The organism is Dietzia sp. UCD-THP (assembly GCF_000349585.1).
In the GTDB taxonomy this organism is placed as follows: Bacteria; Actinomycetota; Actinomycetes; order Mycobacteriales; family Mycobacteriaceae; genus Dietzia; species Dietzia natronolimnaea_A.
The window spans coordinates 82,704-97,837 of sequence record NZ_KB714656.1; the positions used below are offsets into that span (position 1 = coordinate 82,704).

General features: G+C 71.6%; 13 protein-coding genes. 2 read left to right on the forward strand and 11 right to left on the reverse strand.

The window, feature by feature from the left end; genetic code table 11:
* Positions 1-160 precede the first annotated feature (160 nt).
* Genes H483_RS34735 through H483_RS34745 form a run of 3 tightly spaced genes read right to left on the reverse strand, consistent with a single transcriptional unit; the run spans position 161 to position 3,245 of the window.
* Positions 161-1,123: an ABC transporter permease gene (locus H483_RS34735; RefSeq protein ID WP_081615228.1), complete on the reverse strand. Its 963-nt coding sequence runs from the start codon at positions 1,121-1,123 to the stop codon at positions 161-163.
* Positions 1,123-1,887, reverse strand: coding sequence for an ABC transporter ATP-binding protein (locus tag H483_RS34740; protein ID WP_017837987.1), 765 nt, complete (start codon positions 1,885-1,887; stop codon positions 1,123-1,125). Before H483_RS34740 ends, H483_RS34735 begins: the two co-directional genes overlap by 1 nt.
* Positions 1,884-3,245 carry an amidohydrolase family protein gene (locus tag H483_RS34745; protein ID WP_017837988.1) on the reverse strand — a complete coding sequence of 454 codons (1,362 nt, stop codon included), beginning with the start codon at positions 3,243-3,245 and terminating at the stop codon, positions 1,884-1,886. The genes H483_RS34740 and H483_RS34745 overlap by 4 nt, the downstream gene beginning before the upstream one ends.
* Before the next feature lie 193 nt (positions 3,246-3,438).
* Here H483_RS34745 and H483_RS38260 point away from each other — a divergent pair, with 193 nt between their 5' ends.
* Together H483_RS38260 and H483_RS34755 are read left to right on the forward strand one after the other, a co-directional pair.
* Complete coding sequence (locus H483_RS38260) at positions 3,439-4,119, forward strand: helix-turn-helix domain-containing protein (RefSeq protein WP_017837989.1); 681 nt, start codon at positions 3,439-3,441, stop codon at positions 4,117-4,119.
* Positions 4,120-4,467: 348 nt separating this feature from the next.
* Entirely contained in the window at positions 4,468-6,006 is a 1,539-nt protein-coding gene (locus H483_RS34755; protein WP_238556359.1) for an HNH endonuclease signature motif containing protein, read from the forward strand.
* Between the two features lie 37 nt (positions 6,007-6,043).
* Here H483_RS34755 and H483_RS34760 read toward each other — a convergent pair whose 3' ends face one another.
* From H483_RS34760 to H483_RS34795, 8 genes are all read right to left on the reverse strand, one after another.
* Positions 6,044-7,603 carry an NAD(P)-binding domain-containing protein gene (locus tag H483_RS34760; RefSeq protein ID WP_017837991.1) on the reverse strand — a complete coding sequence of 520 codons (1,560 nt, stop codon included), beginning with the start codon at positions 7,601-7,603 and terminating at the stop codon, positions 6,044-6,046.
* A gap of 198 nt (positions 7,604-7,801) precedes the next feature.
* A complete protein-coding gene (gene alc / locus H483_RS34765) occupies positions 7,802-8,848 on the reverse strand; it encodes an allantoicase (protein WP_017837992.1) in 1,047 nt (348 codons plus the stop codon).
* A gap of 8 nt (positions 8,849-8,856) precedes the next feature.
* Positions 8,857-10,263 (reverse strand): allantoinase AllB, encoded by a 1,407-nt coding sequence (gene allB / locus H483_RS34770; RefSeq protein ID WP_017837993.1) that lies wholly within the window; start codon positions 10,261-10,263, stop codon positions 8,857-8,859.
* Positions 10,260-11,639 carry an aldolase/citrate lyase family protein gene (locus H483_RS34775; RefSeq protein WP_017837994.1) on the reverse strand — a complete coding sequence of 460 codons (1,380 nt, stop codon included), beginning with the start codon at positions 11,637-11,639 and terminating at the stop codon, positions 10,260-10,262. Before H483_RS34775 ends, allB begins: the two co-directional genes overlap by 4 nt.
* Positions 11,636-12,754 (reverse strand): isopenicillin N synthase family oxygenase, encoded by a 1,119-nt coding sequence (locus H483_RS34780; RefSeq protein WP_042330080.1) that lies wholly within the window; start codon positions 12,752-12,754, stop codon positions 11,636-11,638. Before H483_RS34780 ends, H483_RS34775 begins: the two co-directional genes overlap by 4 nt.
* 142 nt (positions 12,755-12,896) lie before the next feature.
* A complete protein-coding gene (locus tag H483_RS34785) occupies positions 12,897-13,463 on the reverse strand; it encodes an NTP transferase domain-containing protein (RefSeq protein ID WP_017837996.1) in 567 nt (188 codons plus the stop codon).
* The gene (locus tag H483_RS34790) at positions 13,460-14,536 is read right to left on the reverse strand and encodes an XdhC family protein (protein ID WP_017837997.1); all 1,077 of its coding nucleotides are present in this window, start codon (positions 14,534-14,536) and stop codon (positions 13,460-13,462) included. Before H483_RS34790 ends, H483_RS34785 begins: the two co-directional genes overlap by 4 nt.
* A 183-nt stretch (positions 14,537-14,719) precedes the next feature.
* Positions 14,720-15,043 carry an ArsR/SmtB family transcription factor gene (locus H483_RS34795; protein ID WP_371204748.1) on the reverse strand — a complete coding sequence of 108 codons (324 nt, stop codon included), beginning with the start codon at positions 15,041-15,043 and terminating at the stop codon, positions 14,720-14,722.
* Positions 15,044-15,134 lie beyond the last annotated feature (91 nt).

Here is a 15,134-nt window from a genome sequence, read left to right on the forward strand (position 1 = left end):
GGGGTCTCCTCCCGGGGACCGGATCCGGTCTCCCGTATTGACGTGATCAATATCTACAGTGAAGCGATGCTTCGTTTCGGTTGTGTTGCCGCTCGGGCAGATGTGGGTTAATGCACGGCTGTGGGTTAGTCCAGGGATCCGACTCAGGGAACGGCGGCCGTCACCGCTGGTCCTCGGCGTTGTACCACCGGCCCACCACCTTGCGGGAGAGCAGCCCGAAGGCCAGGAACACGGCCACGCCGAGCAGCGAGGCCAGCAGGATGGAGGCGAACAGCTCGGGGGACTGCAACCGGGCCCGGTAGGTGTCGATGAGGATGCCGATTCCGGGGTCGCCCTGCTTGAAGAAGAAGTCCCCGACGATCGCGCCCACCACCGACAGCCCGGCGGCGACGCGCAGCCCCTCGAACAGGGCGGGCAGCGCGGCCGGCGCCTCGAGCTTGCGCAGTACGGTCAACCGGCCGGCGTGATGGAGCCGGAAGAGACGCCGTAGCCCCGGGTCGACGGACTTGAGCCCGAACAGGGTGTTGGAGACGATCGGGAACAGGGCGATGAGCACGCAGACGAACACCCGCGCGGTGAAGCCGAATCCGAACCAGAACCCGATGAGCGGCACCAGCGCGAGAATCGGGATGCACTGCAGCACCACCGCGTAGGGGAACAGGGAGCGCTCCGCCCACGTCTCCTGGCTCATCATGATGGCCCACACCACGCCGATCACGAACGCGATCGCCAGGCCGGTCAGCGCCACCACCGTGGTCCGCCCCAGCGCGTCGAGCATGGCCTGGAGGTTGGGTCCCATGAACCCCTCGGTGATGACGACGTGGGGAGCGGGCATCAAGAACCGGCGCGAGGGTTCCAGGACCACGTAGCTGATGAAGTACCAGAGCCCCAGGACCAGGGCCAACACGACGAGCGGCCCGCCGATGCGCACCAGCGGGCCGTCCGCGGACAGTCGCGGACGCGCGCGCTTCGTCGTCGTTGTCGTTGTCGTTGTCGTTGTCGCCGACTGTGACCCCGGGTCCCCGGACCCATCGTGGGGACCATGATCCTCACCCAGTGCGTCCGACCCGGGCGCGGCCCGACCCGCCCGGAGAGCCGGCGTGGCGGTGGTGGTGTTGTCCATCAGTGTGCCTCCTCGAGTGCCTGGGAAACCTCGCCGACGAGGTTGATGTAGTCGGCCGAGTAGCGGACCTCGGGGTCGCGGGGGACGTCGAAGGGCACCTCGACGGAGTGGATGATGCGACCGGGACGGCCGGACATCACCACCACGCGGGTGGACAGGTACACCGCCTCCGACACCGAGTGGGTGATGAAGAGGCCCGCGAAACGCTTGGCGGCGAACAACCCCAGGAGCTCGTCACCGAGTCGTTGGCGCGTGATCTCGTCGAGCGCGCCGAACGGCTCGTCGAACAGGAACAGCTCCGGCTCGAGCGTCAGCGAGCGCGCCAACGACACCCGCATCTTCATGCCGCCGGACAGCTCGCGCGGCAGGGACTGCTCGAAGCCGGACAGCCCCACGAGGTCGATCGCCTCCTGCGCCCGACGACGCCGTTCGGCCTTGCCGACCCCGTCGAGCTCGGCCAGCATCTCGACGTTCTGGGCGACGGTCCGCCACGGCAACAGCGTGGCGTCCTGGAAGACGTACCCCACGCGGTCGGTGCCGGTCTGCATGTAGCCGTCGGTGTGCTGCGCGAGGCCCGAGGCCAGGCCGAGGAGCGTGGACTTGCCGCAGCCCGAGGGCCCCACCACGCTGACGAACTCACCGGCCCCCACGCGCAGATCCACGCCCTCGAGCGCGCGGGTGCCGTTGGGGTAGGTCACGCCGACGTCGGAGAAACCGAGGATCTCGGCACCCGGCCGCAGGACGGGGCGGGATGGGGTCGTCATGGTGCCTCCTGGAGGTCGGGAGAGTGGGCCTGGGTGAGAAAGGGGTCGACGACGACGGACGCCGTCGCGGACACGACGCGGCCCGCGCGCAGCACGATCCGGTCCACGGGGGCGTCGGCGATCACGTCATCGAGCCCGCCCGCGCGCACGAGCAGCAGATCCGCGCGATGGCCGGGAACGGGGCCGGCGGGCGGCAGGCCCATGACCTCGCGGGCGCCGTCGGTGACCAGGTGCCATGCGGTGTCCATGTCCAGATGGGCGGCGACGACGAGCAGCATCGCGGTCTCCACCGCGTCGGACCGGCCGACCGGGTTGAACGGGTCGCGCACGTTGTCCGCACCCGCACCCACGGTGACGCCGCCGTCCAGCAACCCCTGCACCGGAGGCAGTCCGCGGGGCGTGGACGTGCACTCCGCCCGCCCCTGCAGGTAGAGGTTCGTGATGGGCAGGGTCACCACCCCTACCCCCGCCTCGCACAGCGCCTCTGCGGCCGATGCCTGGCCGAGGGCGTCCATCGCGCCGATCCGGCAGCAGTGGCCGGCGGTCCGGATGCGACCGGGCTCCCACGAGGCGACCCGGTCGGTGAAGGTCGTGAGCATCGCGTGGTCGCCGTCGAGGAACTCGTTGACGTGCAGGTCCACACCCACTCCCAGTTCCTCGGCCAGATCGATCAGTCGGTGCGTCTCGGCGACACTGTCCGGGGCGATGTGGGGGGCGCCGCCGATGAGGTCGGCCCCGGCCTCGAGGGCCGCGCGGACGCGGTCGGCGGGATCCTCGTCGCCCACCATCGCGGCGATCTGCAGGTCCACCTGGTCCGCGAGCTCGCCACGCACCCGGACCAGCGCCCGGATCCCGCGCAGGGGGTCACCGTCGTCATGGAGGTCGACGTGGGTGCGTACCGCCGTGGTGCCACTGGCGACCAGTCGGCGGGCCGCCGCCAGCGCCCGCTCGTGGATCTCGTCCTCGTCGACGGTGGCGGAGAAGGCCCGCCAGGCGTCGATCGCCGCACCGAGGTCGCACCCCGGCGGTCTGGTCGCGCCCCAGCTCAGGGCCTTGTCCAGGTGCGCGTGGGGTTCCGCCGGCGCCGTCAGTGCCAGATAACCGCGACCGTCGATCACCGCCGGGCCCGGGTTCGCGAGGTCCGGGAGGCCGGCGCCGCCCACCTCGGTGACGGCGACGACCACACCACCCTCGATGTCCACATCGACCACCCGGCCGTCGGGCAACCCGACCCCGGTGATCCGGTCGACCTGCCTCGGGGCTGCGGTATGAGCCCTCGCGGCGGGGCCGTCCGGCCTCGCATCAGGGGTGCCGCGGCTCGGCGCCCCGTCACCACGCTGGCGTGTGAGTGTGTCCACTGACTGGGTTCTCCTGCTCTGCCGGACCGGCCCCGACCGGGTCGGTATGGTGTCCTTGCGCTTTCGATCAGGACGCGGGATATTGACCTCGTCAATACAGATCAGTGTCACGGGCGGGTGTTTCGGCCGGATTACCCCGCCGGATCTGGCCTGTAACCGCTCGCAGAGCGCTCACGGAGAACGGGAGGCACCGGTGTCGGGACTTCGCGAAGACGGACTGACGCGCCTGGGTTCCCGCATCCGGCACCACCGCCAGCAGCTGGGCCTGACCCTCGTGGAGGTGGCGGGTCAGGCCGGCATCTCCCAACCCTTCCTCAGCCAGATCGAGCGAGGTAAAGCCGCCCCGAGCATGTCGACCCTCGAGGGTCTCGCGCACGCGCTGGGCACCACCCAGGCGCACCTGCTGGAAGCGGTCGACGCCGTCGACCAGCCACCAGGACGCCCCACGACGACCGGCCCGGCAGCATCGGGCGGCGACGGGACGACTGCCGACGCAGCGACGACCGCAGCCGACGCGGCGACGACCGCCGGCGGCGTGACGTCCACTCAGGTCGACATTCGTCGCGCGTCGGAGGGCGCCATCCTCACCCGCGCGGAGGGCACGGTCGGGGGCCACACCCGACTACTGCCGGGCGGGCCGAACGACACGCAGTTCCTCGAGTTCGTGGAGACCAATCACGTCCCGGGACGGTTCTTCGAACACCCCGGTCGCGAATGGATCTACGTCACCCGTGGCACCGTCCTGCTCGAGGTGGGCGGATCACTCAGCAGGCTCGAGCCGGGGGACGTGGCGCGGTACGACGGGACACTCCCCCACCGCTGGTACGTGCCCGAGGGCGGCACGGCGTGCCTGATCGTGGTGCGGCCGGGCTGAGGCGTCGGACCACCCGTCGCCCGCCGCTGGATGTCGGCAGCCACCCCTCGAACCCCCCTCTGCCCCATCCCGCCCCCCTCCTTCGCGGACCCAGCACCCTTCTGACCTGCGGTGCCCTGCGGGGGCCGAGCAGGGCACCGCAGGTCAGGAGGGCCGGCCACTCCGCCAGGACAGCATGTCGTACCTCGAACATACGATCGAATCATGACCTCGCCTCCACCTCACCCGTCCGACGACACTGCGACACGTGACCACACCGCGTCACGAGACACCGCCGCGCCACGAGACACCGCCGCGCCACGAAACACCACCGCGCCACGTGACAACGCCGACCCTCCCGACACACTGGTGCCACCTCCCGGATTCACCGCTACGACGGGGCCGGCACTGCCCGTGCTGGTACCCGAGGCGTTCGCCCGGTGGGACCCCGGTCAGCAACGCGGCTACCTCACCCAACGAACGATCTACGCGGCCGAGGGGCGGACCGTCGCCTACGCCTACGATTGTGTCCGGTCGGCCACCGACGGGTTCGCCACCGAGGACGCCCTCCACCGCGACCCGTGGGAGGCGGCGGCCACGATGATCGGCGCCTCCATGGCGCTCTCCCGTCACGGGGCATCCCGCCTGGTGACCACCGCGGTCGAGCTGACCGAGCGACTTCCACGCACCGCGGCGCTCCTGGCGACGGGATGGATAGGGATCCTCGCCGCCCACACCATCGCCGAGGAGACAGCCCTGGTGGCCGATCACCTCATGCCCGACGTAGACCGCCGTATCAGCGAGGGGCTGGCTCCCACCAGGCGCCGGACCCACCCGCCGCGGCTGGGGCCGCTTCGCAAGATGCTCCTCAAGACCATCTCCGCCTGCGATCCGCTGGGTGCTGACGCCCGCGCCGAACAGTCCCGTCGCGGTCAGGACGTGGAACTGGTGCCCATCCGCGACGACCGGGCGATCATCACGGCCACGCTCACCGCCGAGGACGCACTGGAGATCGCGGACCGTGTGGAGGAGCTCGCCCGCACCGCACCGGTGGGCGATCCGCGAACGCTCGGCCAACTCCGAGCGGCCGGATTGCTCGCGCTCAGCCGTGGGTGGAGTTGCCTGCCCGACCCGCGAGGAGAACACCCCGGCGACCCGGAGGCCCGGTCCGCGGCGCGTCGGGTGGTCCTCCACGCCTACGACGACGGCAGCCCGCTCAACCGTGGGATCTCCCTCGCCGGATACGGTCCGATCTCCGGGCACACCGCCGACGAACTGCAGCGCGAAGTCAGCCACCGCGTCCACGAGCTCTCCGAACTCTCGGATCCCGATACCGCCGCCGCCCGACGCCACGCCCCGTCCGAGGCCCTGGCCCACTTCTGCCGTGGACGCGACGGCACCTGTGTGTTCCCCGGTTGCCAGACACCGGCCGAGAAGTCCGACCTCGACCACATCATCCCCTTTGACCATGACCTTCCCGAACGCGGCGGGCACACGACCTGTGACGACCTCGGGAGCCTCTGCCGTTTCCACCACAGGCTCAAGACCGACGGAGTGTGGGCCTACTACCGGGACACCGACGGTTCCTATGTGTGGATCCACGGTCCCCACCATCCGGACAGAGACCCCGGAACCCGTATCACGACGTATCCCACGGGCCCTCTCTCAGACCACGCCGCTCCCCGACGACCCGAGGCGAGCCGGCGTCAGCAGGAGGCCGCCGAGGCAGGCGCGACCGGCAGCGGATGTGCGGAATCCCGGAGACGTCCGCACCTGTGGCACCGGCGTGATGCCGAACGACACACTCTCCGCGCGCAGGCGCGACGCCGGCGACACGCTCCACCGCCCGGTCCGGTGGAACCCTCGGCGCCCTCGACCACGGGGCCTGAGGACGAGCCCCCGTTCTGATGAGCGCAGTCTGATGAGCGCAGCGACACTCGCGCGGTCAGAACCGCGAGCTCGTCGGATACCACCCGTCGGATGCGTCGTGCGGGCCGACGGAGCGGACCTCGATGTGCTCGAAGGATGCGAAGTCCCCGGCGAGTCGGCCCCAGTTCTCCCGGGTGATCGCGGTGGTGATCGTCGAGGCGATCCGCCCGATACCGCCGTAGATGCCGGAGAGCTGGTTCCCGGTCACGCCCATGGACGCGCGGGCGCCGGTCGAGAAATGGTGCAACCGGGAGAGCCACGGGGCGGTGCCCGGGTCTCGCTCGGTGAACTCGAACCCGGGACCCAGATAGGGACTCAGGCCTGCCGGGTGGTCCACCGCGGGCGGGTGACGGTCGGACCACAGCGCGATGTCGTCGACGAACTCGACGAGTTCCGGACGCAACCGCAGGTCCACCGTGTATCCGGTCGCGGCCAGGACCACGTCGGCGTGGAACCGCCCCCTGTCGGTGTCGATCGCGATCTCCTGCCCCCCGGCGTCGGTGGAGACCATCGACACCGCGTTCCACCCGCAACCGGTGTGCAGTGCGAAGCGGGAGTGGGCGAAGCAGCGCCACACCGAGTGCTGGGTGGGCGGCTGCGGGAGGCCACCGGACATCACGCCGAACTCCCACTTGGCGTCGTCGTCGAGGTCATAGAAGCGTTCCTGCATGCCCGGGAATTCCATCCACCGCAGCGGGTTGGACGCCGGGAGGGTCTCCCGTCGCACGAAGACGTGCGCCCGGACGGCGCCGTGGTCGAGAGCGGTGGCCGCGTTGTCGAACCCGGATGCGCCGCCGCCCAATACCGCTACCCGCAGACCCCGCAGCGCGGCGAAGTCGATCGGGTCCTCCGTGTGGAACCAGCGCTCGCGGGGCAGCGAGGTCGAGATGAGGTCGGGCACGCGCACCCCGCCCCCGCCTGCGAGTCCGAGCGCGCAGACAACGCGCCTGGCGGTAACCGTGGTCTCATTCCCTCCCGGGCCACTCAGCTCCACGGAGAAGGGCCCGTCCGGGGTTGTGGGCCGGTGGATTGCCGTGACGCGGGTCTGATGCCGGACCCGGACGCCGGTGACCTCCCGGTACCACCGCAGGTAGTCGTTCCAGTCGAGCCGGGGGACAAGCTCGACGGCGGCCCACGCGGCCTCGCCGTACACGGCCTCGAACCAGCGCCGGACGTGCAGGGAGGGGACGTCGAACTCGATTCCCCTCATGTGTTTGGGGCTGCGCAGGGTGTGCATACGGGCGTAGCGGCCCCAGCACCCCACCTGCTGCTCCGGACCGTCGTCCACCACCAGGACGCGGTCAATCCGTTGGCGTTGCAGCGCGAACGCGGTGCCCAGGCCGGCCTGCCCCCCGCCGACCACCAGGACGTCGAGTTCGCTGGACCCCGGATCGCGAGGGATCCAGTCGCGGGAATGGCTGGTGGCGGCGATGTCCTCGTGAACACGGGCCCGGAGGGCCGCGAGGCGCTCCTCTGCGTCGGGAAGGCGCCGGGAGTCCTGGGCCCCTGTCACGGTGTCGGTGTCGGTGTCGGTGTCGGGGGCGGAGGCTACGGCGTCGGAGGTCACGGCGGTCATGGCGGAGGAACTCCTGGGTTCAGCGGGCCCGGGTCCATGCCGCGGGCCCACCCGGGTCCTGCGCCCGGGCGGACACCACGGCGATGCCTGACTGATGACTCGACCGCCGCGCCGTGGGACGCGACGGTCGGATCGGCGGGGCCGACCGCACCATCGTGGTGTCGAACCCGAGTCTGGCAGCGTGGTTTTTCGCCTGTGTTACGGGCGCATGAGCCCGGTGTGCCGTGCCCGGGCGACCCGCGCGGCGAGCTGGTCGAGGGCCTCGGGGCTCAGCGTGCCGTGGACGCGCAGGCGGGCGATACCGCCGTCGGGGAACACGTCCAGCCGGACGAACCGCACCGGACCCACCGGATGGCCCGGCTGTCCCACCAGAAAGCGGTGACGGCAGTCCGGTTGGAGGGGCGTACGCGGGACGAGGTCCACCCACCGGTCGGGGTGGTCCAGATCCTCTGCCCGGGCGATCCCACGAAGCGACGCCGACCCCGGCGCGTTACCGATGTAGTAGGAGGTGTCGATCTCCACGTGGTCGACCGACCCCTCGCCCGCGAGCGCCACGGTCACGTGGTCATTTCCTCCTCCGCGCCGCCGGGAGTTCTCCCAGCCCTCGCCCATGATGCGAGAACGGCCGGGGGCGATGATGTTGGCCGGCGAGGAGTAGAACAGGTCCGAGCAGTCGATCACCCGACCGCCGTTCTCGGCGGCGGCGAGGTCGACGGTTCCCCGCAGGAACGCGGGGTCAGGGGTGGGGTCACCGTGGACCCTCAGTCTTGCGACACCGCCGTCGGGGATCATCCGCAGACGCACATGGGTCACCGGTGCGGCGTCGGGGACCGCGAAGTGATTGCGGGTGTCTCCCGCCGCGTCCGCCTCAGGGACCAGCGGCCGCCAATGGGCACCCGCGAGGTCGTCGACCCCGGGGTAACCGTCGATCCACGCGCCGTCAACGGCGACCTGCGGGGGGTAGTTGCCGCGGAAGAAGGCGGTGTCCACCACGACCCCGCGCACCACGCCCGGCACCCCGAGGCGGACTATCGCGGCGTCCTGCCCGGGCGAGCGCCGCCGGCGTGTCTCCCAGCCGTCGTAGACCTTGCCCTTGTGTCCGAACAGGGCTGGGTCGAACACCGGCTCGGAGGCCAGGATCAGGTTCTCCTTCTCGGCGAAGAACTCGTCGTCGGCGTAGACGACGCTGCCGGCCAACTCGCGGGAGGCGAGGTCGGGCAGGGCGAGGTAGGCGGGCTCTGTCATCGGAGGTGTCATCTGGGGAGTTCCGTTCGCGTGGGTGGCACAGCTGGCTCAGGTGGGCCCGGGCGGAAGACCGCGGTGCCGGTGGCGGGGCCGTCGAGGTCGACGCGGCGGCCCGCGAGGTAGACCTCGCGCACCACGCCACCGAGTGCCCGCTGGGCGTACGCGGTGACGGGGTTCTTGTGCTGCAACCGCTCGGGCAGGACCACGAACGCCTCGTCGGGGGCCAGGACCACCAGGTCGGCGCGGGCGCCCGGGCGGATCGACCCGCGCTCGTGAAGTCCGGCGAACTCGGCGGGGCCGGACGACATCCACCGGACGACATCGGGCAGCCCCAGACCGCGCAGTCGCGCCTCGGACCAGACGATCGGCAGGCCCAGTTGAACCGAGGCGATGCCACCCCAGGCTTGGCCGAAGTCACCGGTGTCGAAGCGCTTGAGCTCGGGAACACACGGCGAATGGTCGGAGACCACCAGGTCGATGGTTCCGTCCCGCAGCCCCTCCCAGAGCCGCTCGCGGTTGCCGGCCTCCCGGATCGGCGGGCAACACTTGTAGTGGGTGGCGCCGGGCTGGATCTCCTCGGAGAACAACGAGAGGTAGTGCGGGCACGTCTCCACCGTGAGGGGCAGCCCCTCCGCCTTGGCCGAACGGATCAGCGGGAGGGCGTCGGCGGCCGAGAGGTGGAGGATGTGGGTCCGGCAACCGGTGCGGCGGACGCCGTCGATCACCTGCGCGACCGCACGGACCTCTGCGGCGACCGGCCTGGACTCGATGAATCCCGCGTACGCGGGCCCGGACGCGGGAGGCTGCGCGTCGATGGTCCCGGCGTCCTCGGCGTGGACGATCAGCAGTCCATCGAACCCGGCGATCTCCTCCATCGCGGCGACCATCTGCGCGGCATCCAGTGGCGGGAACTCCTCGATCCCGGAGTCGAGCAGAAAGCACTTGAACCCGAACACCCCGCGGTCCCAGAGTTCGCGCAGACGGCCCAGGTTGTCGGGCACCGCTCCGCCCCAGAACGCGGTGTCCACCTGCAGCTTGCCGCCCGCGCTGGCCAGTTTCGCGTCGAGCGCATCGGGCGTGGTGGTGACAGGGCTGGAGTTGAGCGGCATGTCGATCAGGGTGGTCACCCCGCCGCACGCCGCGGCGCGGGTGGCGCTGGCGAATCCCTCCCAGTCCGTGCGGCCGGGTTCGTTGACGTGGACGTGGGTGTCGACGAGGCCGGGCAGCAGCACCACGTCGTCGTCCAGATCCACGACGTGCGTGCCGGCCCGAGTCGGGGAGGTCGGGGCCGCGGGGCCGGTCTCGACGGCCAGGATGATCCCGTCCGAGACCGTCACGGTGGCGGGCACGACCTCGGAGCCGATCACCGCGCGGCGTGCGCGCAGGACAGTCTCGGGGGCGCCGTGTGCACTCATGTCGTGGCCTCCCCCGGGCTGTGGGGGGCCTGGCCGGTGCCGGGTCGCCGGAGCCGGTCGAGCGTGGCCCTGTCCGCGCCGGCCAGCCCCTCGACCTCGGCGTCGGTGGCCGCGCCGCAGTCCAGCGCGCGGACGCAGAAGTCGGCCAGCGCGCGGGCGGTGGCCGGCTCGTCGAGGTATCCGGGCGACTCAGCGCCTGAGGCAGCTGATATGTCGGCTGTGCCGAGGTAGGCCGAGAGGCGGGCACCGGCGGCGGGCAGCGAGCGACGGTAGAAGGCGTAGGTGGCCACGTAACGGGACACCAGCTGCGCGGGGTGAAGGTCCCAGCCCTGGTAGAAGCCGCGACGCAGGGACCGGTCGACCAGCCGCGCGTGCAGCTGCCAGGCAGTGAGGACCGCGTCCGCCTCCCCCACCGGCAGTCTGTTGGTGGAGCCGTCCGACAGCGCCACCCCGGTGCCGGCGGCGGCGACCTGCATGACGGCCTTGGCGTGGTCGGCGACGGGGTGGTCCATCGCCTGGTACTCGGCGGCGATCCCACAGGCCGCCGAGTAGTCGTAGGTGCCGTAGTGCAGCCCGATGCAGCGTCGGTCGGCCGCGTGCACCAGCCGCGCCACCAGCGCGGACCCGTCGGGCCCACAGATCGACTGCGGGGTCTCGATCTGGATCTCGAACCCGAGGGTCCGCTCGGCCAGCCCGCTCGCCTTCTCGAGCTCGCGGCACATCCGCACCATGGCCCGCACCTGGTCCACCGAGGTGACCTTGGGCAGGGTCGGCCGGAAACCGCTCGCCAGACCGCCGTGCCAACCGCCGCCCGCCGCGAGTCCGCTGACGAACCTGGTGAAGGTCCGGATCCCGCGCCGGCGGGTCTGCGGGTCGAGGGAGCCGAACCGCAGCCCCCAGAACGGAGGCAGGAGCGACGGTGCCGCCAGCAGATCCGCGACCACCCGATCGATGTGCGCGTCCTCGTCGCGGTCTCGGGCAGCGGCGGGCACGCCCCGCTGGGTGAAGCCGTCCTCGAAGTCGATGCGGAGGTCCTCGACGGGTTCCCGCTCGAGTTTGCCCCTCACGAGTGCGTGGAGGGATGCGGCCTCAACCTCGGGGTCGGGTCCCCCAGGCACCAGGTCCCCGAACACTTCCACCAGCGCGGGCGGATCCGCCAGGTGGGTGTCGAAGGCCTCGAGCGCGGCCGCGCCGACCTCGGCCACCACGCCGGCGTGGACGCGTTCGGCGGGCAGGTACAGGGTGTGGACCGGTTGGCGGGTGGCGGCAGGGCCCGGAAACCGCCTTGCGAGGTCCGCGTCGGCGCCGGCGAGGTCCGAATCCAGAGCGTCGGCCAGCCCGTCAAGCCCTCTGAGTCCTCTGAGTCCTCCCGTCACCGGCGCTCCTGCTGGGCTGCCGCCAGGACTCGCGCGGCCTCGCGGACGGCGCCAGTGTTGGCCCTGCCCTGGCGGGAGCCGGCGAGTTTGGCGGCGATGTGCTCGCGCACGGTGATCGGCTCGTACGCGGACTGGTCCGCGCCGACGAGGCCGGGCAGGGTGCCTACGACCGCGTCGACGTCGCCGTCGTGAAAAAACGCCGCCGAGCGCCGTCGCACGATCCCACCGTCGACGACCGGCGGCTTGACCCGGTGCAGGGTGGACATCCAGCGGTCGCCGGTCAGTCGCGCGGTGAGATCCCCCAGGTTCACCAGCAGTCCGCCCTCGATCGGCTGGACGTCGTGCCACACCCCGTCGGAGGACAGGACCTGGAGGCCCGCGACACGGTCGGCCCACAGGACGGTGACCAGTCCGAAGTCGGTGTGCTCGCCCATCCCGGTGAGTTCGCCGTCGAGGGTGATCGGGCCCGGGGGCAGGGCGTAGTTGTTCAGTCGCAGCACGTCGATCGAGTGCCCGGTGATGTCGGTGAACACCTCGGGGGGGACACCGAGTGCGTCGGCGAACGCCCGGGTGAGGGTTCGCGCGACCCGCGAGGCCTCGTCGAAGTAGGCGTCGATCCGGGCCCGGAAGTCCCCGCACTCCGGCCACACGTTGATCCCGTAGTCGGCCTCGTCCAGGGCCAGGTCGGGGAAGGAGCGCGCCTCGACGCCGACGTTGAAGGCCTCGAAGAAGTCGTTCATCCGGCTGGCGGACTCGACTCCCAGGCTCAGGCTGAGCGTCTCGCTCTTCGGTGGGCTGTAGCCGCGGTTGGCGTCGGCCACGCGATAGCTGTTCTTGGTCTCGGGGGGCAGTGCGAAGAACTCGTCGATAGCCCCCGCCAATCCGTCGATCACCGCGTCGTCGATGCCGTGCCCGACGATCTGCATGAATCCCACCTGCGAGCACGCGGCGTCGATCTCGCGGGCGACGCGTTCGCGGGCGGCGGGCGCGTCGTCGGCGGGCGTGTCGTCGGCGCCGCCGGAGCCGGTGGTGTACGGGCTCAGGTCGATCACCGGGACGCTGAACCCGGTCTGTGGGGTGCTCACTGCTGGGGTGGTCGCTGGTGATGTGGTCATGTCCGCTCCCGGATCTGGGGTGCCGGCCGAGGTGACGGGGGCCGGGGTACCGGGGCGCGGCCTGCCGGTGAGAGGTGGCCGAGCCGATGACCAGTTGTATCCGCGCGCTATTACCGGCCGGATACCCAGTGTGTCACGGGTGTTACGGGGCGGGCAGAAGGTCCCCGGGCACGTCCACGTCGCGCGGCGACCCGGTGTCCCCGCACGGCACCTCGACCACGGAGTCGGCGTGCGCGCGCAGGTACCGACGCGCGCCGACGTCACCGACCGCCGACGCGATCACCCCCGGGTGGTGTCGTCCGCCGAGCAGCACCGGGTGACCCCACCGGCCGTCATAGGTCGCCACCGCCAGGTCCGCGCTGTGGCCGTCGCCGGATCCCGCCCCGCGGACCCGCCGCACCGCGTCCACGCCGAGCCACGGCATGTCCACCGGCACCACCACCACGTCACGCCCCGCCACCGCCACCAGGCCGGCCCGCAAAGACGACCCCATCCCCGAGTCCCATTCCTCGTTGTGCACCACCCGCGCGCCGGCCACGTCGATCGGGGCTGCTCCGGTGACGACGACGACGAGGTCGCATCCGCCCCCGCGCAGCAGCCCTACGGCGCGGTCGACCAGGCGTACTCCCCGGTACTCGACCAGCGCCTTGGGCCCGCCGAAGCGACGACCCGCTCCGGCCGCCAGCACGAGCCCCACCCTCGCGGTCACCGGTGGATGGCCACGTCGAGGCCGGTGAGCGGGGCACCCGTCCCGCCCCGATGGTGGGCGACGAGCTCCGCGGCGATCGATACGGCCGTCTCGGCGGCGGTGCGGGCGCCGAGGTCAAGGCCGATCGGTGAGCGGAGTCGCCCCAACTCGCTCTCGGCGACGCCCGCCTCGCGGAGCAGCGCCAGGCGCTCGGAGTGGGTGCGCCGGCTGCCCATGGCGCCGATGTACCCGGCGTCGGTGCGCAGGGCTTCGGCGAGCAGTGGGATGTCGAAGCGGGGGTCGTGCGTGAGAACGCAGATCGCGGTGCCCGGGCCCACGCGGGTCCGCCGCAGGAACTCGTGGGGCCAGCACCGCACCACCTCGGCGGCGTTCGGGAACCGCTCCGGGCGGGAGAAGACGGGCCGGGCGTCGCACACCGTGACTCGGTAACCGAGCAGGTGCCCGATGGTGGCCAGGGCCTCGGCGAACGCGGTGGCGCCGAACACCAGGAGCTGCGGCCGGGCGAGGGACTGCACGAAGACGCGCCCGGCTGCGCTGTCCACCAGCGCGGTCCCCGGCCGGCCGAGCATCTCGGCGGCACGGACGCGGGCCGGGGACAGGTCGTCGGTGTGCTGCGCGTCCTCGTCGTCATCCTCCGTCGGCGGTGTCCCCACCACAACCGTCCATTCACCGGAGCGGGGTCCGTCCAGGACGGTGGTGATCGCCACCGGCCGTCCCTCGCCCAGGGCGGCGGTGACGCGGTCGACCGCATGCCTGCCGTGGGCGGGGACGTACTCCACGTACACCTCCAGGCTTCCGCCGCAGGTCGGGCCCACCGCCAGGAGTTCGTCGCCGTCGGGGCCGAACACCGCGGAGGCCGGCCGCCCGTCGGCCACGACCTCCTGGCAGAGCGTGAACACCGCCCCGTCCACACACCCGCCGGAGACCCCACCGACCAGCTCTCCGGTCGCGGCCACGGCCATCGCTGTGCCGGTGGCCAGCGGGGCGGAGCCGCCGGTGCCCACGACGCGGGCGAGCGCGCACGGGATCCCCTCGGCGCGCCACCGGCTCACGGTCTCGGCGACGGTGTCCATGCGCACATCGTGGCGCGGCGAGATTGCGCGGGTGTTTCGCCGGATCGCGCCGCGAGTTACGCGTGGACGAGTCCTCCGCGTCGCGCGTCCTCATTGACTCGCGCGTCCTCTTTGCCCGCTCCCATCCGGCTTCCGCGTCCCCTATGGACCAATCCGCCCGCGCGAGTCGACAACGCAGCGCACTCAGTGGTGGCGGGCGCCCATGAGGTGCAGGATGCGGTGGACGGTGTCGTCGGCGAGCGAGTACCGGACCACCCTGCCGTCCACGGGGTCGCGGACCGCGGTCACCCAGCCCCGATCCCGCAGGATGCGCAGGGCCTGGGACGCGGCGTTGCGGGTGATCCCGGTCGCGGCGGCCAGGTCCGAGACGGTCGCGACCCCGGGGCCCGCCTGGTGCATGTGCGCGAGCAGGCCCAGCCGGGTGGGGTCGCCGAGCAACTCGAAGCGCTCGGCCCAGTCGCCCAGTTCCATCGCTCCCCCTCCGTCACCGGCGCTCGTCACCTGCATTATCCGTTAACAACGCTGACACATCCACTGGCTACGCTCTGCCCACTATGTGTCCAACCGGACACCTACCCTTGTCTGGCAGGAGTTGTAC